This window comes from Rhizobium sp. 862_C5_N1_2, assembly GCF_051811205.1.
Taxonomy (GTDB): Bacteria; Pseudomonadota; Alphaproteobacteria; order Rhizobiales; family Rhizobiaceae; genus Rhizobium; species Rhizobium leguminosarum.
The window spans coordinates 683,173-701,407 of the sequence record NZ_JBPWPT010000001.1 but is presented as its reverse complement, the minus strand read 5'-3'; the positions used below and the strand labels follow the sequence as shown (position 1 = coordinate 701,407).

The window sequence follows — 18,235 nt, the reverse complement described above, 5'->3', positions numbered from 1 at the left end:
AGGGAGGAAGCGCGGTGCGTGCGAAAATTCGGATCGTTTCCATCGAGGCTACTATACTCGATCTGCCGACCATCCGGCCGCACACGCTCTCGATGGTCACCATGAACCGCCAGAGCATGACGATCGTGCGCGTTCGCTGCTCCGATGGGATCGAAGGCCTCGGTGAAGGCACGACCATTGGCGGACTTGCCTACGGACCGGAGAGCCCGGAAGGCATGAAACTCACCATCGACGAATATATCGCGCCCCTGCTCCTCGGCTGCGATCCGACGCGCGTACAGGCGACGATGGATCGCGTCCGGAAGGCGGTAAAGGGCAATCACTTTGCCAAATGCGCCGTCGAATCCGCGTTGCTGGATTGCCAGGCCCGCCGCCTCGGCGTGCCGATGTCGGAACTGCTCGGCGGCCGACGTCGTGAGAAACTGCCGGTTGCCTGGACGCTCGCATCCGGAGATACCGCAAAGGACATCGATGAGGCGCAGGCGCTGCTCGACCGACGTCGCCACAAGGACTTCAAACTGAAGATCGGCGTCAAGTCGATCAAGGAGGATATCCGCCACGTGGCTGCCATACGCAAGGCGCTGCCGGACATGGCCTCGGTTCGTGTCGACGTGAACATGGCCTGGCGGGAGCGCGAGGCGCGCAATGCGATTGCGGCACTCAGCGATGCGGGTTGCGTATTGGTCGAGCAGCCGGTGTGCGGCGTCGCGCCGCTTGCCCGGCTGACGCGAGTGTCACCGATCGCGATGATGGCCGATGAAGTGCTTGTCGGTCCCGAAAGCGCCCTCGAAGCGGTGACGGCGCACGCAGCCGACGTATTCTCGATCAAGATCGAGCAGGCGGGCGGCCTGTTCGCCGCCGCCAAGGTCATCGCCATCGCCGAGACGGCCGGCATCGGTGTCTATGGCGGTACCATGCTCGAAGGGCCGATCGGCACGATCGCTGCCGCGCAGTTGATGGCCGGCGTGAAGGATCTGCAATGGGGCACGGAGTTCTTTGGTCCGCTGCTGCTGACGGAAGAGATCCTCGCCACGCCCTTGGATTACAGCGATTTCGAACTGACCGTTCCCCAGGGACCGGGACTGGGGATCGAACTGGACGAGGATCGTGTGGCGTTCTTTGTTCGAGGCAGGATGCGCAAGACGATCAGCATTGCCGGATAAGGGAGGCGACCATGCTTTTCCATGTGAGGATGGATGTGAATATTCCCCATGATCTCCCCTCGGCGGAGGCGGCGGAGATCATCGCTCGGGAAAAGGCCTATTCGCACGAACTGCAGCGCAGCCGCAAATGGCGGCATATCTGGCGCATCGCCGGTGAATACGCGAACTACAGCATCTTCGACGTGAAGGACAATACGGAGCTGCACGAGATCCTGTCGGGGCTGCCATTGTTCAAGTTCATGGACATCGAAGTAACGCCGCTGCTGCGGCATCCCTCGGCGATCCGCGAGGACGATACCTAGCGCCGTGTTCGGCGCGGGAACGGGAGCCGCATCGACTTTCTGAACAATGCAAGAGGAGGAAAAAATGAGCGTGAAGATTTTCGGCAGGCCCGACATTCAGGATTTTCTGAGCGTCCTGAGCGGCCTCGACAAGGACGGCGGCAATCCGCGCGTCAAACTCATCGTCCATCGGATCATGTCCGACCTGTTCAAGGCGATCGATGATCTCGACATCACCCCCGACGAATACTGGACCGGCATTGCCTGGCTCAATGAGATCGGCGCCGCCGGCCAGGCCGGCCTGATCTCGCCCGGTCTCGGTCTCGATCATTTCCTCGACGAACGCCTCGACGCGATCGATGAGGCGCTCGGCATCGAAAACCCGACGCCGCGCACGATCGAGGGGCCGCTCTATGTGGCCGGCGCACCGGTCAGTCATGGCTTTGCCCGTCTCGATGACGGCACCGACGCCAATGGTCACACACTGATCATGCACGGCACCGTCTATGGTTCTGACGGCAAGCCGCAGCCGGGTGCGACTGTCGAAGTCTGGCATTGTGACACCCGCGGGTTCTATTCGCACTTCGACCCGACCGGCAAGCAGGCGCCGTTCAACATGCGCCGCACGATCGTGACTGACGAAAAGGGCTGTTACAAATTCCAGAGCATCGTGCCGCACGGATATGGCGTGCCACCGGGCAGCCCGACGGAACAGTTGCTTTCCGCCCTCGGCCGCCATGGCCAGCGCCCGGCGCATATCCACCTCTTCATCAGCGCCGACGGCCATCGCAAGCTGACGACCCAGATCAACATCGAAGGCGATCCGCTGGTCAATGATGATTTTGCCTATGCGACGCGAGACGGCCTGGTTCCGGCCGTGATCGAGCGCAGCGACGAGGCCAGCATCAAGGCCAATGGTCTGAGCGGCCCGTTCGCCGAGATCACGTTCGACATCCATCTGACCGCTCTGGTCGATGGCATCGACAACCAGATCAACGAACAGCGCAAACGCGCCGCCGCGTAAACGGCAAGGGCGGCGGCTGAATGGCCGCCAGCCCGCATATCATCGTCACCATCGACACTGTTGCAAGGGTTGCGCCGGTTACCGCGCACTTTGCGGGAGAGAAGCCATGTCTGCGATCATCGACAAAGCAAGAGAACTCGATCATCTGCTCGCCACTGCCGTGCAGGACGACAAGGAAGCCGGTCTATTCCGTTGCCGCCGGGACATCTTCACCGACGAAGACCTCTTCGAGCTGGAGATAAAGCATATCTTCGAAGGCAACTGGGTTTATCTGGCCCATGAGAGTCAAATCCCAGAGAACAACGATTATTACACGACCTATATCGGCCGGCAGCCGGTCGTCGTCACCCGCGACAAGAACGGCGAACTGCACGCGGTCATCAACGCCTGTGCCCACCGCGGCGCGATGCTGTGCCGCCGCAAGCACGGCAACAAGGGCAGCTTCACCTGCCCCTTCCACGGCTGGACCTTTTCCAACGCCGGCAAGCTGCTCAAGGTCAAGGACGAGAAGACCACCCAGTATCCGCCTCAGTTCGCGCAGAACGGTTCGCACGACCTCAAGCGCGTTCCCCGGTTCGAGAACTATCGAGGCTTTCTGTTCGGCAGCCTGAATGATGCGGTCGCGACGCTCGAGGACTATCTCGGCGAGACGAAGGTTATCATCGACCAGATCGTCGACCAGGCGCCGAACGGGCTTGAAGTGCTGCGGGGCAATTCGTCCTACATCTACGACGGAAACTGGAAGCTGCAGATGGAAAACGGCTGCGACGGTTATCACGTCAGCTCCGTCCACTGGAACTATGCCGCGACGATGGGGCGGCGCAAGGAAGAGGGCACGAAGGCGGTCGACGCCAACAGTTGGAGCCGTTCCGTCGCGGGTGTCTATGGTTTCGAGAACGGTCACATCCTGCTGTGGACCAACACCATGAACCCCGAGGTACGTCCGGTCTACGACCAGCGAGACGAGATCGCGGCGCGCGTCGGTGCCGAGAAGGCGAATTTCATCGTCAACCAGACCCGCAACCTCTGCCTTTACCCGAATGTATTCCTGATGGACCAGTTCAGCACGCAGATCCGCGTGACCCGCCCGATCAGTGTCGACAAGACCGAAATCAACATCTTCTGCTTTGCGCCGAAGGGCGAAAGCGAGGCTGATCGCCAGCTCCGTATCCGCCAATATGAGGATTTCTTCAACGTGTCCGGCATGGGCACTGCTGACGACCTGGAGGAATTCCGCGCCTGCCAGGCCGGCTATGCCGGCACCGCGGCGCTCTGGAACGACCTGTCGCGGGGCGCGCCGCTGTGGATCGATGGTCCGGACGAAAACGCCAAGCAGATGGGCATCGAGCCGCTGCTGTCCGGCGAGCGCAGCGAGGACGAAGGCCTGTTCGTCCGCCAGCACGAATACTGGGCCAAGGTGATGCGCCAGGCGCTGTCCGCTGAAAAGAACGGAGTTGTCGCATGAGCATTTCCTATGACGCCATCTGCGCGTTCTTCTATCGGGAAGCGCGGCTCCTGGACGATCGCGAGTGGGACGAATGGCTGACCTGCTATGCACCCGACGTGACCTACTGGATGCCGGCCTGGGATGACGACGACCGGATTACCGAAGACCCGCAGTCGCAGATTTCGCTGATCTATTATCCGAACCGCGACGGCCTGGAAGACCGGGTATTCCGCATCAAGACCGAGCGCTCCGGCGCTTCCACGCCGGAACCGCGCACGAGCCACAATGTCACCAATGTCGAAGTGCTGGCGCATCGGGGCGACGAAGTCGACGTGCGCTACAACTTCCACACGTTGAACCACCGCTACAAGGTAACCGACCACTTCTTCGGCACCATGTTCGCCACGCTGCGCAAGGACGACGACGCACTGCTGATCGCGCGCAAGAAGATCGTGTTGAAGAACGACTACATCCGCCAGGTTATTGACGTCTATCACGTTTGACAGGCGTCGCCGGCCGGCAGGGGATTGATGAGGAGGGCTCCATGGCCAGCTACAGGATCGCATTGAACTTCGAGGACGGGGTCACCCGGTTCGTCGAATGCAAGGACGGCGAGAAGGTTCTCGATGCCGCCTTCCGCAACAAGATCAACCTGCCGATGGATTGCTCCGACGGCGTGTGCGGGACCTGCAAATGTCGCGCCGAAAGCGGCTTCTACGATCTCGGCGACGACTATATCGATGATGCGCTGACGGCCGACGAGGCGGAGCGCGGCCTCGTGCTGACCTGCCAGATGAAGCCGACGTCGGACTGCGTCATCGCTGTGCCGACGACATCGACGGCCTGCAAAACCGGGCAGCAGAAATTCGCCGCCACTGTGGCGAAGGTGACGCCGCACAACGATGCGGCGATCGTATTGGAACTGGACGTGGACACTGGGGCGTCTCCCTCCTTCCTGCCCGGCCAGTATGTCAACATCGATGTGCCGGCCAGCGGCCAGAGCCGTTCCTATTCGTTCAGCACGGCGCCCGGCGAGCAACGCATCGGCTTCCTGATCAAGAAGATCCCGGGTGGGTTGATGAGCAGCTGGCTCGCCGACGCACAGGCCGGCGACAGGCTCAATCTGACTGGCCCGCTCGGCAGCTTTTATCTGCGGGATGTGCGCAGGCCGCTTTTGTTTTTAGCCGGAGGCACCGGCCTTGCACCGTTCCTCTCGATGCTCGAGGTTCTTGCCCGCGCTGGATCGGAACAGAAAATCCATCTGATCTATGGCGTGACGCGCGATCTCGATCTGGTTCTCGTCGACGAGTTCGCGGCCTATGCCACGCGCCTGCCCAACTTCAGCTTCACCACGGTGGTGGCCGAGGAGGCCTCGAGCCATCCGCGTAAGGGATGGGTTACGCAACATATGCCGGCCGCGCTGCTTCATGGCGGCGATGTCGACGTCTATCTCTGCGGCCCCCCGCCAATGGTCGATGCGGTGCGCAAGCATTTCGACGACAACGGCGTGAAGCCCAACAGCTTCCAATACGAAAAGTTCACGCCCAATGCAGCGGCGAAGGAGGCTGCATGAGCGCGCCGCGCTTCGCCGGTCGGTTTGACGGCAAGGTGCTGGTCGTCACCGGCGCCGCGCAGGGCATCGGCCGCGCCGTGGCCATCCGCGCCGCGGCAGAGGGTGGCAGGGTGCTGTTCGTCGACCGCGCCGATTTCGTGACGGAGATTGCAGCCGAAGCCAGAGACGCCGAAACCGCCGCCTTCAATGCCGATCTGGAGAGCTATGAAGGCGCGGCCTCGGCGATGCGCTTCGCCGAGCAACGCTTCGGTGGCATCGACATCCTGATCAACAATGTCGGCGGCGCCATCCGGATGCGCCCCTTTGCGGAATTCGGATCGCAGCAGATCGACGCGGAGATCCGCCGCTCGCTGATGCCGACACTCTATTGCTGCCACGCCGTCCTGCCGCATCTGTTCGCGCGCGGCGGCGGCACCATCGTCAACGTATCTTCGAATGCAACGCGCGGCATCCATCGTGTGCCTTATTCGGCAGCCAAGGGCGGCGTGAACGCCATCACCCAGTCGCTTGCCATGGAACTGGCGGAGCGCAACATCCGCGTGGTCGCCACCGCACCAGGCGGCACGGAAGCGCCGCCGCGTCGGATTCCGCGCAATGTCGCGGGCGATACGGACGCGGAGAAGGCCTGGATGACCGACGTCGTCGGCCAGGTGAAACAATCCAGTTTCATGAAGCGGTACGGGACCATCGAGGAACAGGTAGCGCCAATCCTGTTCCTCGCCTCGGATGAAGCGTCCTACATCACCGGCAGCGTGCTGCCGGTGGCCGGGGGCGATACCGGCTGACATCTCAATACTGACTGCGTAGAAACTCAGGGAGGAGCCATGATGCGCACTATCGATGTGAATGAAGCGATAGACAACAATCCATTCGGAAGGTTTCAGTGGTCGGTGGTGGCGCTCTGCGCGCTGCTGCTGATCGTCGACGGTTATGACGTCTTCGTCGCCGGCACCGTGCTGCCGACGCTGATTGCGGAATGGGGCCTGACCAAACCGCAGGCCGGCGCGCTGCAGGCCTGGGCGCTGTTCGGGATGATGTTCGGCGCCCTGGCTTTTGGCTCCCTGGCCGACAGGATCGGGCGCAAGAAGGGCATTGCGATCAGCTTCGTGCTGTTCACCGCTTCCACCCTTCTGACCGGTTTCGCCAGTTCGCCCGACCAGTTCAAAATCTTTCGCTTCATCGCCGGTCTCGGCTGCGGCGGACTGATGCCCAACGCGGTGGCGCTTATGAACGAATATGCCCCCAAGCGCCTCCGCAGCACCATTGTCGCGCTGATGTTCTCCGGCTACTCGGTCGGCGGCATGGTTGCCGCCGGGCTCGGCATCGGCATGATCCCGCAATATGGCTGGAAGCCCATGTTCTTCATCGCCGCCCTGCCGTTGCTGATGCTGCCGCTGGTGCTCTGGAAGTTGCCCGAATCCCTTGGCTTTCTGATCCGCCAGGGGCAGCAGGAGAAAGCCAGACGGATCTATGCGAAGATCGATCCGTCTGCCCGCCTTGGCAACGACGACATGCTGGTCTTCACCGAAACCAAGGGTGCGTCCGCATCGGTCGCCGAACTGTTCCGCCACCAGCGCACGTTGCGCACGCTCATGCTCTGGGTGGCGTTCTTCTGCTGCCTGCTGCTTGTTTATCTGCTGTCGTCGTGGCTGCCGAAAGTGCTGCAGGAAGCCGGCTATGCCGAAAGAGCCAGCCTCGTGAGCCTGTTCTCGCTCAATTTTGGCGGCATGGTCGGGGCCATCGCCGGCGGTTGGCTGGGCGACCGGTTCGGCCTGCCGAAGGTTGTCGTCGGCTTCTTCGTGGCTGCCGCCCTGTCGATCGCGCTGATTGGTTTCAACCTGCCGGCTGGGCTGCTGTTCCTGACGATCTTCATCGCCGGCGCCACCACCATCGGCACGCAGATCCTGCTCTATGCGAGCGTCGCGCAGCTCTATAACCTCTCCGTCCGGTCGACGGGGCTGGGCTGGGCTTCCGGTGTGGGCCGTATCGGCGCCATTGTCGGTCCGACCCTCGGCGGTGTGCTTCTGGCCCAACAGCTGCCGCTGCAGCAGAACTTCCTGATCTTCGCGATCCCCGCGGCCGTCTCGGCGCTCGCCATGCTGGTCTTCGCGATCAGCAACGCCCGCCGCGTCGACGCCGTTCTGCTCGCGGCAGCATGAGGGTCGGTACGTTGACGGCGGGCGGACAGAACATACCCGCAGGTCAGCGTCATGCTTCCGCCGACGGCCATCCCGATGTGGCCGTCGGCGCCTTCGCGTCGCGACTGCGGCGACCTTCGTCATCGGGATAGGAGGGTTCGGCCGGATCGTCGGGACATTGCCTCCAGCCATTTTCAAACACCGAAAGTCCTCAAGCCATGCCCTATCTCGATCTCGCAAGCCACCGCCTGCACTATCGCATCGACGGCGACAGGAGTGCGGCCGGCAAACCGTGGCTCATGTTCTGCAATTCGCTCGGAACCGACCTGCACATGTGGGATGCGCAGGCAGCCGCTTTGTCGCAGCATTACCGCGTGCTGCGTTATGACCGCCGCGGCCACGGCCTGTCGTCGGCCCCGCCGCCGCCCTATGCGCTGTCAGACCTCGGCAATGATGTCCTTGCGCTGCTCGATGCGCTGGAGATAGAGCGGACGCATTTCTGCGGTCTGTCGATCGGCGGCCTGACCGGACAGTGGCTGGGCATTCATGCCGGACAACGTCTGAACAAAATTCTTTTGTGTGCGACGTCCGCCAAGATCGGCACCGCCGAAAGCTGGGGCGCGCGCATGGCGGCCGTGCGGGAATACGGCCTTGGCGGGCTCACAGCTGCCACCGCAGAACGCTGGTTCACCCAGGCGTTCAACGCCAGCCAGCCCGGCATGGTGCGCGACATTCTCGACCGTTTCACCGCGACAACGGTTGATGGCTATATCGGCTGCTGCGCGGCGCTGGCCAACACCGATTTGCAGCAAGACATCGCACGGATCGCCAACCCCTTGCTTGCCGTCTCCGGTGAAGAAGACCCGGTATGTCCGCCGTCCGATTTGGAGAGCATCGCCGTTCGTGTGCGGCAGGGCCGTCATCTGTCCTTGCCTGGGCGGCATATCGTCAACCTGGAGTCGGCATCGGCGTTCAATGCTGCGCTGAGCCAGTTTCTCGACGATTGATAGTTCGGAAAGGCGAAGGGAAGCATGCCGGTTTTTGCGCGCCGGTCGGTTCTAAGACCGTTTTGCACGCCCTGGCATAACCTGGCCCATCGTTGAGCACCGACGCAACTGAAAAAGGGCGACCAAACGGCCGCCCCTTCATAACGTAAGCAATGAACGCTCAGAGCTGTTCCAGCATCGCGGCAGCGCCCGAGACGGTTGCCTGGCCGGGGCTTTCCTCGACGTTGAGGGCCTTCACCACGCCGTCCTCCACCAGCATCGAATAGCGCTTGGAGCGCAGGCCGAGGCCGCCGGCGGAGAGGTCGGCGTCGAGGCCGACAGCCTTGGTGAAGCCGGCATCCCAATCGGCGAGGAAGTGGATCTTGCCCATGCCGCCGGATGATTGCGCCCAGGCGCCCATCACGTGCCAGTCGTTGACTGATACAACGGCGATATCGTCGACGCCCTTGCCAAGGATGGTGTCGCGATTTTCGAGATAACCCGGCAGGTGGTTCAGCGAGCAGGTGGGCGTAAAGGCGCCCGGCACGGCAAAGAGCACGACGCGCTTGCCGGCGAAGAGCTGATCGGTGGTGATTTCAACCGGGCCGTCAGCCGTCTTTTCCTTGAAGGTGGCGGCAGGAAGCTTGTCGCCGATCGCGATGGTCATGGTCTTCTCCTTGGTTCTGGCTTGGGGGTTTCCGGCTTTGGGGGTTCTGCTTGGCGGCGGGCGCCGCAGGGGATCTGCGGCGACTATAAGACCCGGTCATTGAAAGGCAAGAGTGGTCTCCATCGCCCTTTCGCCGTCGATGACCAGTACGCCCCAGCGCTTGCCGGATATGTCGTAATTTTCAGGCAGTTTGCCGATAGCGACATCGACCTTGAAAGTGGCGCCGTCGCGCTTGCCGCCGATCTGCTTGGTGAAGGCATGGCCGCTCGGGCCGGTGACGATGATATCGGGCGCGCTCTTCCCCTCGCCCGCCCCCCCGCCCGGCAGAGCGAGTGTCAAAGACAGCGTCTTCCTATCGGGCGACATCGCATGCGCCGTCACGTCGAAATCCTGCGACGGCGGCTTCGGCAGCTTCGCATCGGCGGCCTGAAGGATCGCCTCCTCTTGCGGGTGCGACTGGATGGCGGGGCCAAGCTTCAGCTGAAAATTCGCCTGGAAGGGAATGCAGATATCCCTGCAGATGCCGATGAAGGCGGCAGCGTCGATCGTAACCGGGTCTTTGCCGGCCGCCGTCAGCGACAGCGGCAGCGTCACCGGCGTGTCATAGGCGATATCCTCGACCGTGCCGTTGAAAAAATGCTTCGGAACGGGATAGGCGATGGCATCGAGCGTGACGCCACTGCCCGCCGCGATGGTGATCTGGGGCGGAATGCCATTGCCGCCGGGCTCTTTCCAATAGGTGATCCAGCCGGGTTTCGGCTCGATCTGAAGGGCGGCGCGGATTTTGCCGCCGGCATCGGGCGCGAGCGCCACGAGGCGCATGCGGCCGCCCTCGTTATCCGCCCAGGCGCTCATTTCCGCATGGGCGGAATAAAACGGCACAAGGGCTGCGACCACCGACACAACCGCGATTAAAAGCCTGCGCGGGCCTGAGGAAATAATCATCATGGAACAAAGGTTTACCGAATGTGCTGTTTCGCCGCCAGAAGCCGCGGCGATTTAAATCTTCATTTTCAGTTGATTGATGTGTGACATTGGCCCATGTTTCTTTTGTCGAGGCCTTGGTGCGGTCTAGCAGCAGGAGGAACGATGTCCTTATTGACGCTGAAGAACAGACGGGAACGTGGCTTCTTCGATGGCCAGTTCCTCATCGCCATGCCGGGCATGGAAGACCGCAATTTTGCGCGCACCGTCATCTACATCTGCGCGCATTCGGATGCCGGGGCCATGGGCTTCGTCATCAACCGACCACAGAGCCTCACCTTCACCGATGTGCTGCTGCATCTCGACATGATCAAGCAGGAAGATTCGATCGTGCTGCCGAAGCGGGCGCGCGACTTTCCGATCCAGACCGGCGGCCCGGTGGAAAGCGGCCGTGGTTTCGTCCTGCATTCGGACGATTATTCCAGCGACTCCAGCATTCCCGTCAGCGACGACATCTGCCTGACGGCGACGCTCGATATCGTCCGCGCCATCTCCAAGGGCAATGGGCCGACGCGGGCGACGATGCTGCTCGGCTATTCCTCCTGGTCGGCCGGCCAGCTCGAAAGCGAGGTCGTCAACAATGGCTGGCTCACCTGCCCGGCCAATGAGGAACTGATCTTCGACCGCAGCCTCGACGACAAATACGAGCGGGCGCTCGCCGGTATGGGCGTGACCGCTGCGATGCTTTCGGCCGAAGCCGGCCATGCCTGAAAGGCTGGCCTGACGGCAGCGGGAACGAATAGCCAAGAGTGACGTTTCATTTCGGCAAGCATGGACAAAAGGCCCATGCCGACCAAGGAGACATCACTTATGGGTAGCACCAGCGACAAGATTTCCGGTAAGGCAAACGAAATTGCCGGCAAGACCAAGCAGGCCGTCGGCAAGGCGACGGACGATCGCGAGATGCAGGCCAAGGGCGCCGTCCAGGAAGCCAAGGGCAAGGGACAAGTCGCAACCGGCAAGGTCAAGGACAAGCTCAAGGGCGCCGTCGATCGGCTCTGAGCGACAGCACTAAGACGCGCAAAGGACGCTGTGATTCCGCTTTAAGGAATGCGCAGTAGACGCTCATCCTTTATCACCATGCCTGCTGCGCCCTCGCGCGGCAGGCATTTTTAATCCGTCACCCTCATGCTCTGCAGAGATAGATACGATGAAACTTTTTGCCTGCGACAACTGCGATCAGGTCGTCCACTTCGACAACCGTCGATGCGTGCGCTGCAACCATCGCCTCGGCTTCCTGCCCGGCGATCTGGCGATGCATGCGCTGGAGCCGCGCGACGAAACACTCTGGCAGCTCGTTTCCAATCCCGATCGCGACGTCCGCTTCTGCGCCAATGCCGGCCTCGATATCTGCAACTGGCTGGTGGACGGTGACGGCGAGAGCGAATTCTGCGTTGCCTGCCGCCATAACCGGCTGGTTCCGAACACCGATACCCAGGACGGCATCGACCGCTGGCGGCGCATCAGCCAGGCGCAACGTCATCTGTTTTATTCGCTGCTGCGCTGGAAACTGCCGCATCCCGATCGGGCGCAAGACCCGCAAGGCGGCCTGGTCTTCGATTTTCTCGAGGATTCGATAGAGAGCAACGGTTATATCGTGCCGGCCATGACCGGTCATGAGGAAGGCCTGATCACCATCCGCGCCGCCGAGGCCGACGATGCGACGCGCGAACAGGCGCGCAGCTCGATGAACGAACCCTATCGCACGCTGCTTGGCCATTTCCGCCACGAGGCCGGCCATTTCATCTGGAACAAGCTGGTGCGCGATCGGGGCGGCCTTGCCGATTTTCGCGCCGTCTTCGGCGATGAACGGCAGGACTATGCGACAGCCCTCCAGAACCATTATGCCGGCGGTGCGCCCTTGGGATGGCCGGACAATTTCATCAGCGCCTATGCGGCGTCGCACCCCTGGGAGGATTTCGCCGAATGCTTCGCGCATTACCTCCATATCGTCGATACGCTCGAAACGGCCCGCGCCTTCGGCATCGCCATCGATCCGCGCGGCCATGAGGAAATATCAGGCGAGGTGGATTTCATCCCTTACCGGGCAAGAAGCGCCGAACAGCTGGTCAGCGCCTGGGTGCCGCTCAGCCTGGCGATCAACGCCATCCAGCGCAGCATGGGGCAGCCGGACTCCTACCCCTTCGTGCTGTCCTCACCCGTCGTGGCAAAACTCGAATATCTGCACCGGCTGATCCAGGGCGCCGCGACGGCGCCGCAGCAGCAGGCGGCTTGAGGAGCTGGAAAGCCGTCGCTATCGTGAGGCGTCACAATATCTCCACCCGTCGGCTCTGCGAAGCCCGAGCGGTTAGCGGCAAGCGTTGCGGCGGCAGAGAGTTTGGCGAGAACGCCACCCCAATCTCCGTCATCCTCGGCCTTGAGCCGAGGATCTATGCCCGATGCTGATGGACACCAGCGTGGATCCTCGGGTCAAGCCCGAGGATGACGGATGGGATGGGCGGAAGGCAATTCACGCAAGCGGGCTTTTCCTGGCGAACGCGTGAGGCTGCACATTTAAAACGAAACCGCCTTGCCCTTCTTGAACGGCTCCATGCCCCGGCGGGCGAGTTCGTCGGCGCGTTCGTTTTCCGGGTGGCCGGCGTGGCCCTTGACCCAGTGCAGCGTCACCTTGTGGCGGTCACGGGCCGCCTCCAGCGCCTGCCAGAGCTCGGCATTCTTCACCGGCTTCTTGTCTGCGGTCTTCCAGCCGTTTTTCTTCCAGCCGAATATCCACTTGGAGATGCCGTCCTTGACATAGGCGCTGTCGGTATAGAGATCGACCTCGCAAGGGCTCTTCAAGGCCGATAGCGCCGAGATCGCCGCCAGCAGTTCCATACGATTGTTGGTCGTATCCGCCTCGCCGCCGCAAAGCTCCTTTTCGACATCGCCATAACGCAGCACCGCGCCCCAGCCGCCAGGGCCGGGATTGCCGGAGCACGCGCCGTCGGTGAAGATATCGACGTGTTTCATAGGCTCAATCCGTATTCGGCGGGCGATTTGATCTGGCGGTGGAACCGCAGCTTGCGGAGATATTCGAGGGGGTCTTTCTTGGTGACCATGGCGCCCTCAGGCGTCGTCAGCCAGTCATAGAGCCGGGTCAGGAAGAACCGCAGCGCCGATCCACGCGACAGCACCGGCAGGGCTGAGATTTCGGCATCGCTCAACGGCCGGACGCTCTGGTAACCCTCGAGCATCGCCGTGCCCTTGGTGATGTTGTAGGCGCCGTCCTTCTCGAAGCACCAGGCATTCAGGCAGATCGAGACGTCATAGGCGAGCAGGTCGTTGCAGGCGAAATAGAAATCGATCAGGCCGGAGAGCTGGTCGCCGAGGAAGAAGACGTTGTCGGGGAAGAGGTCGGCGTGGATGACGCCGGCCGGCAGGCCGCTCGGCCAGGCAGTGGAGAGGAAGTCGAGTTCGCTGCGGATCTCGGTCTGCAGGCCGGGCTCGACCTCGCCGGCGCGCGGCTCGGATTTTTCCCATAGCCCCCGCCAGCCGTCGATCGACAGCGCATTCGCCCGCTTCAGCTCAAAACCATCGCCGGCCACATGCATCTCGGCCAGCGCCCTGCCGACTTCGCGGCAGTGCTTGGCCTCCGGCTTTCTCAGCCACATGCCTTCGAGGAAGGAGATGAGTGCTGCCGGGCGGCCGGACAGTGAGCCGAGCAGCGCGCCATCCCGGCGCGGCAGCGGCAGCGGGCAGGACAGACCGCGGGCGGCGAGATGCTGCATCAGGCCGAGGAAGAAAGGCAGATCGCTCTTTTCCACGCGCTTTTCATAGAGCGTCAGGATCAGCGGATCCTTGGAGGTGTGAAGCAGGAAGTTGGAGTTTTCGACGCCTTCGGCAATGCCCTTGTAGGAGAGCAGCGTGCCTGCGTCATATTCCGTCAGGAACCACTTCAGATCGTCTTCGGCGATATCGGTATAGACTGCCAAGTGAGGTCTCGCCCTTCATGCCTTGTTGATATTGGATTTGCCGGAGTGGACGCTAGGCCGAAAGGCCGATCTAGCCGTTGACGAAAGCCATGTCGGCCGCCGTCAGCTCGATATTGCGCAGTTCGCGATTGACGAGGAAGTTTTCGGTTTCCTGCACCGTTTCTGCCAGTTCGACGCGGGCGTCGAAGCGGGCGCGGAAAGCCTCGATGATCTCGTTGACGATGACCTCGGGGGCGGAAGCGCCGGCGGAAAGGCCGAGCGTGGAAATCGCGCCGATCTCGTCCCAGTCGAGCTCGGCGGCGCGCTGCACGAGGATCGATTTCTTCGCCCCTGCCCTGAGCGCCACTTCGACGAGGCGCTTGGAATTGGACGAGTTCGGGGCGCCGACGATGATGAAGAGATCGCAGCCCGGGGCTGCCTGCTTCACCACTTCCTGGCGGTTGGTCGTCGCATAACAGATCGAGTCCGCGGCCGGCGCCGTCAGGTTCGGGAAGCGCTCGTGCAGGCGGGTGATGACGCCGGCCGTATCGTCGACCGACAGCGTCGTCTGGGTAACATAGCCGAGATTATCGGGATCAACAGGGACGTAGGCGTCGGCATCCTCGATCGTCTCGATCAGAGAAACCGAACCCTCCGGCAGTTGCCCCATCGTGCCGATCACTTCGGGATGGCCGGCATGGCCGATGAGGACGACATGGCGGCCGAGGCGATTGTGGCGCATCGCCTGCTTGTGGACCTTGGAGACCAGCGGGCAGGTGGCGTCGAGATAGAAGAGGTTACGGCTTGCCGCATCCTCCGGCACGGATTTCGGCACGCCATGGGCGGAGAAGACCACCGGCTGGGCGCGATGTTCGGCCGGGATTTCGTCCAACTCCTCGACGAAGACGGCGCCCTTGGCCTCCAGCCCCTCGACGACATAACGATTGTGGACGATCTCGTGGCGCACATAGACCGGCGCGCCATAGGATTTCAGCGCCAGCACGACGATCTGGATGGCGCGGTCGACGCCGGCGCAGAAGCCGCGCGGACCGCAGAGCCTGATCGTCAAAGGAGGTTTCGCCGCAATATTCATGTCAGTTCCGGGTTGAGAGATTTAGGGACCTCTAGCCCAATATGGTCGAGAATTGAAGTGATACTATTGCTGAGATGTCTTGGCGCCCTTGCGGAACCAGGAGATTGCCACGACGACGATAAGCACGGCGGCCAGCCCGTACCAGGTGAAAGCATATTGCAGATGGTCGTTCGGCAGATCCACCTGGGTGACGCCGCCGATCGGCAGGCCGGCCGGATTGGGGGTGGAATCGGCATCGACGAAGAAGGGAATGACGCGCGCTTTCTCCAGCCCGACGCTGGAGGCCATGACGTCGAGATCCTTCCAGTAGAAGATGTTCTTGGCGACGTCGTTGTCCGGCACCACCCAGGAGGGCTTGCCGGGAAGCTTTTCGCGCGCCAGGCCGGTGACGGTCTGCTGATCCGTCAGCTGGCCCTGCATGCGCATTTCCGGCTCCTTGTTGTCAAAGGGAACGAAGCCGCGATTGACGAAGAGAATGCGCCCGTCGGCTAACTCCAGCGGGGTATAGATGTAATAGCCGGTCTGGCCGCGCCAGGTGGCGAAGAAGTGCCGCTCCTTGTTGTTGATATAGCGGCCGGTGGCGGTGACCTTGCGGTATTCGATGTCACCGCCTGCAGCCGCCATCGCCTCGATGTCGGCAAGCGGCACGGCGGCTGCAACTTGCCGCGCAGCGATATCGGCGATCAGGCCTTCCTTCCAGTGGAGGCGCTCCACCTGCCAGGTGCCGAGCGAAATCAGGATGGCAAGGGCGATCAGCACCAGGATACCGGTCAAGACAGGCAGTCGCCGGCGCGGCGTTACATGCACCATTTCAGTCACTCAGGCGTCCTTCGCGGGCATTATGACGGTATTGCATGGCGATCAGGATGCCCTTGAACCAGCGCAGCGTCAGCAGCGACAGGACGATCGTCAACGGAGCAAAGAGCAGGATGTGCACCCAGATCGGCGGCCCATAATTCACCTGCAGCCACAACACCATGCCGATGATGATGAAGCCGACGATGAGGATGACGAAGACGGCGGGGCCGTCACCGGAATCGGCAAAGGAATAATCGAGGCCGCAGGCGGCGCAACGCGGCTTCAGGCCGAGCAGACCGTCGAACAGCTTGCCCTGACCGCAGCGCGGGCAGCAGCCTTTGATGCCGGTCTTCACCGGATCGACGGGGGGGAAATGGGCGCTGTCCTCGTTCATGGCATTCCTTCCCGCAGATGCATTCGCGGTCGCGGCTTCTTCAATGCTGCCTTAACTCTCCCATAAAGTATTCGCATCCCGAATGGAAAGGCCTGCGCGGTTTCGCCTCAGCGATTCGCGCCAAACAAAAGAAGAAGACTGATGAGCAACGATAGCCATAGCGGACAGATCATTATCCTGAACGGCGCGCCGCGAAGCGGCAAATCCAGCATTGCGCGCGCAATTCAGGAAGGATTCGAGGGACCTTGGATCAACCTGGGCGTCGACACCTACAATGCCATGACACCGAAGCGCTACCTGCCCGGTATTGGGCTCAGGCCCGGCGGCGAGCGGCCGGAGCTGGAGGAACTGGTGCCGTTCCTCTATGCGGCGCTTTATGAATCGATCGCCATCCATGCCGGATTAGGACTCAATGTCGTTGCCGATCTCGGTCATCACGATAGCTATTCGCAGCCGCTCGGCATTCTCGGCGACTGCGCCCGGCGGCTGCAAGACTTTTCCGTGCTGTTCGTCGGCGTGCGCTGTCCGATCGAGACGATCATGCAACGGCGGGAGGTCGTACAGGAAGGGCGCGAGACCCTCTACCTGCGCGGCAGCGAGGAGACACCGGTTCCCGAACCGGTGCAGCGCTGGCAGGACGAGGTTCATCGTCCCGGCATCTATGACATGGAGGTCGATACGTCGGTGCGTACGGCGCTCGAATGTGCCGCGGCGATCCGCCACCAGCTTGATCTCGGCATTCCCGAGCCATCGGCCTTCGAAAGGCTGGCCGGATTGCGTTGAAGCAAAAAAGGCGGGGCCAATGGCACCCGCCTTTTTGATTTTTGTCCGTCCCGATCAGCCGGCTGCGAGGGGTGCGCCCCAGCCGCCCCAGACGTAGATGCAGAAGAACAGGAACAACCAGACGACGTCGACGAAATGCCAGTACCAGGCTGCCGCCTCGAAGCCGAAATGCTGCTTCGGGGTGAAGTCGCCGCGCAGCGCACGGATCAGGCAGACACCCAGGAAGATCGTGCCGACGAGGACGTGGAAACCGTGGAAGCCGGTCGCCATGAAGAAGGTCGCGCCGTAGATCGAATTCTTGAAGGCGAAGGGCGCGTGGGCATATTCATAGGCCTGGACGCTGGAGAACAACACGCCGAGCAGCACCGTCAGCGTCAGGCCCTGGATCAGGCCCTTGCGGTCGTTGTGCAGCAGCGCATGGTGCGCCCAGGTCACCGTCGTGCCCGACAGGAGCAGGATGACGGTGTTGTAGATCGGCAGGTGCCAGGGATCGAGGACCTCGATGCCCTTCGGCGGCCAGGTGCCGCCGGTATAGAGCAGGCGCGAGGCCTGGATCGCTTCGTTCGGATAGAGGCTGGCGTCGAAATAGGCCCAGAACCAGGCGACGAAGAACATCACTTCCGAAGCGATGAACATGATCATGCCGTAGCGCAGGTGCAGCGAGACGACGCGGGTGTGGGAACCCTCATGGGCTTCCTTCACCGTGTCGGCCCACCAGCCGTACATGACGTAGAGCACCAGCGCGAAGCCGATGTAGAAAAGCCAGGGATTGGCGAGTTCCGCGCCGGCGACCTTGAAGGAGCCGCCGTTCAGGTAGCGCATGTAGCAGACGCCGCCGATCGCCATGATGAAGGCGCCGAGCGAGGCGAGAATCGGCCACGGGCTCGGATCGATGATGTGATAGTCGTGATTCTTCTGGTGAGCATCGGCCATGTAGCTATCCCCGGATGTCTTCCTTCACTCCGTTCCCGGCATAGCCGGAAACGAGCCTTG

The 18,235-nt window shown here is 62.1% G+C and carries 21 protein-coding genes; 13 read left to right on the top strand and 8 right to left on the bottom strand.

The genetic code is table 11. The features are described from left to right. Positions 1 to 14 precede the first annotated feature (14 nt). From ACD590_RS03390 to pcaD, 9 genes are all read left to right on the top strand, one after another. Positions 15 to 1,163, top strand: a complete 1,149-nt coding sequence (locus tag ACD590_RS03390; RefSeq protein WP_439002138.1) for a muconate/chloromuconate family cycloisomerase — start codon at positions 15 to 17, stop codon at positions 1,161 to 1,163. Positions 1,164 to 1,174: 11 nt separating this feature from the next. Next, positions 1,175 to 1,465: a muconolactone Delta-isomerase gene (catC, locus tag ACD590_RS03385; protein WP_018245111.1), complete on the top strand. Its 291-nt coding sequence runs from the start codon at positions 1,175 to 1,177 to the stop codon at positions 1,463 to 1,465. A gap of 64 nt (positions 1,466 to 1,529) precedes the next feature. Further along, positions 1,530 to 2,468, top strand: coding sequence for a catechol 1,2-dioxygenase (gene catA / locus ACD590_RS03380; protein ID WP_018245110.1), 939 nt, complete (start codon positions 1,530 to 1,532; stop codon positions 2,466 to 2,468). A gap of 106 nt (positions 2,469 to 2,574) precedes the next feature. Next, positions 2,575 to 3,933: a Rieske 2Fe-2S domain-containing protein gene (locus ACD590_RS03375; RefSeq protein ID WP_247266096.1), complete on the top strand. Its 1,359-nt coding sequence runs from the start codon at positions 2,575 to 2,577 to the stop codon at positions 3,931 to 3,933. After that, on the top strand, positions 3,930 to 4,418 hold the full coding sequence (gene benB / locus ACD590_RS03370) for a benzoate 1,2-dioxygenase small subunit (protein WP_018245108.1): 489 nt from the start codon (positions 3,930 to 3,932) through the stop codon (positions 4,416 to 4,418). Before ACD590_RS03375 ends, benB begins: the two co-directional genes overlap by 4 nt. A gap of 41 nt (positions 4,419 to 4,459) precedes the next feature. Next, positions 4,460 to 5,488 (top strand): benzoate 1,2-dioxygenase electron transfer component BenC, encoded by a 1,029-nt coding sequence (benC, locus tag ACD590_RS03365; protein ID WP_439002137.1) that lies wholly within the window; start codon positions 4,460 to 4,462, stop codon positions 5,486 to 5,488. After that, complete coding sequence (gene benD / locus ACD590_RS03360; protein ID WP_065277979.1) at positions 5,485 to 6,273, top strand: benzoate diol dehydrogenase BenD; 789 nt, start codon at positions 5,485 to 5,487, stop codon at positions 6,271 to 6,273. The genes benC and benD overlap by 4 nt, the downstream gene beginning before the upstream one ends. 39 nt (positions 6,274 to 6,312) lie before the next feature. After that, positions 6,313 to 7,647, top strand: coding sequence for an MFS transporter (locus ACD590_RS03355; protein WP_080764119.1), 1,335 nt, complete (start codon positions 6,313 to 6,315; stop codon positions 7,645 to 7,647). 197 nt (positions 7,648 to 7,844) lie between these two features. Further along, entirely contained in the window at positions 7,845 to 8,633 is a 789-nt protein-coding gene (gene pcaD, locus ACD590_RS03350; RefSeq protein WP_439002136.1) for a 3-oxoadipate enol-lactonase, read from the top strand. A 160-nt stretch (positions 8,634 to 8,793) separates the two neighbouring features. On the opposite strand, the gene ACD590_RS03345 is transcribed toward pcaD, so the two are convergent. Both ACD590_RS03345 and ACD590_RS03340 read right to left on the bottom strand, forming a co-directional pair. Next, positions 8,794 to 9,279 (bottom strand): peroxiredoxin, encoded by a 486-nt coding sequence (locus ACD590_RS03345; RefSeq protein WP_003557102.1) that lies wholly within the window; start codon positions 9,277 to 9,279, stop codon positions 8,794 to 8,796. A 96-nt stretch (positions 9,280 to 9,375) separates the two neighbouring features. Next, positions 9,376 to 10,227: a protein-disulfide reductase DsbD domain-containing protein gene (locus tag ACD590_RS03340; protein WP_439002135.1), complete on the bottom strand. Its 852-nt coding sequence runs from the start codon at positions 10,225 to 10,227 to the stop codon at positions 9,376 to 9,378. A 141-nt stretch (positions 10,228 to 10,368) separates the two neighbouring features. Here ACD590_RS03340 and ACD590_RS03335 point away from each other — a divergent pair, with 141 nt between their 5' ends. From ACD590_RS03335 to ACD590_RS03325, 3 genes are all read left to right on the top strand, one after another. Then, positions 10,369 to 10,974 carry a YqgE/AlgH family protein gene (locus tag ACD590_RS03335; RefSeq protein WP_018245102.1) on the top strand — a complete coding sequence of 202 codons (606 nt, stop codon included), beginning with the start codon at positions 10,369 to 10,371 and terminating at the stop codon, positions 10,972 to 10,974. A 99-nt stretch (positions 10,975 to 11,073) separates the two neighbouring features. Then, positions 11,074 to 11,265, top strand: coding sequence for a CsbD family protein (locus ACD590_RS03330; protein ID WP_003546001.1), 192 nt, complete (start codon positions 11,074 to 11,076; stop codon positions 11,263 to 11,265). A 148-nt stretch (positions 11,266 to 11,413) separates the two neighbouring features. Further along, positions 11,414 to 12,499, top strand: a complete 1,086-nt coding sequence (locus tag ACD590_RS03325; RefSeq protein ID WP_130715758.1) for a zinc-binding metallopeptidase family protein — start codon at positions 11,414 to 11,416, stop codon at positions 12,497 to 12,499. A gap of 278 nt (positions 12,500 to 12,777) precedes the next feature. Here ACD590_RS03325 and rnhA read toward each other — a convergent pair whose 3' ends face one another. The 5 genes from rnhA to ACD590_RS03300 all read right to left on the bottom strand — a co-directional run bounded on the left by rnhA (position 12,778) and on the right by ACD590_RS03300 (position 16,459). Beyond that, the gene (gene rnhA / locus ACD590_RS03320) at positions 12,778 to 13,233 is read right to left on the bottom strand and encodes a ribonuclease HI (RefSeq protein WP_003545999.1); all 456 of its coding nucleotides are present in this window, start codon (positions 13,231 to 13,233) and stop codon (positions 12,778 to 12,780) included. Beyond that, positions 13,230 to 14,195: a homoserine kinase gene (locus ACD590_RS03315; RefSeq protein WP_439002134.1), complete on the bottom strand. Its 966-nt coding sequence runs from the start codon at positions 14,193 to 14,195 to the stop codon at positions 13,230 to 13,232. Before ACD590_RS03315 ends, rnhA begins: the two co-directional genes overlap by 4 nt. Before the next feature lie 70 nt (positions 14,196 to 14,265). Beyond that, positions 14,266 to 15,267 carry a 4-hydroxy-3-methylbut-2-enyl diphosphate reductase gene (gene ispH / locus ACD590_RS03310; RefSeq protein WP_011650764.1) on the bottom strand — a complete coding sequence of 334 codons (1,002 nt, stop codon included), beginning with the start codon at positions 15,265 to 15,267 and terminating at the stop codon, positions 14,266 to 14,268. 63 nt (positions 15,268 to 15,330) lie between these two features. Further along, positions 15,331 to 16,077, bottom strand: coding sequence for an SURF1 family protein (locus tag ACD590_RS03305; RefSeq protein ID WP_439003507.1), 747 nt, complete (start codon positions 16,075 to 16,077; stop codon positions 15,331 to 15,333). Between the two features lies 1 nt (position 16,078). After that, a complete protein-coding gene (locus tag ACD590_RS03300) occupies positions 16,079 to 16,459 on the bottom strand; it encodes a DUF983 domain-containing protein (RefSeq protein ID WP_018449289.1) in 381 nt (126 codons plus the stop codon). A 141-nt stretch (positions 16,460 to 16,600) separates the two neighbouring features. Here ACD590_RS03300 and ACD590_RS03295 point away from each other — a divergent pair, with 141 nt between their 5' ends. Continuing rightward, a complete protein-coding gene (locus ACD590_RS03295; RefSeq protein WP_439002133.1) occupies positions 16,601 to 17,242 on the top strand; it encodes a chloramphenicol phosphotransferase CPT family protein in 642 nt (213 codons plus the stop codon). 54 nt (positions 17,243 to 17,296) lie between these two features. Here the strand turns inward: ACD590_RS03295 and ACD590_RS03290 are convergent, their stop codons facing one another. Then, complete coding sequence (locus ACD590_RS03290) at positions 17,297 to 18,175, bottom strand: cytochrome c oxidase subunit 3 (RefSeq protein WP_018245095.1); 879 nt, start codon at positions 18,173 to 18,175, stop codon at positions 17,297 to 17,299. Positions 18,176 to 18,235: the final 60 nt, after the last annotated feature.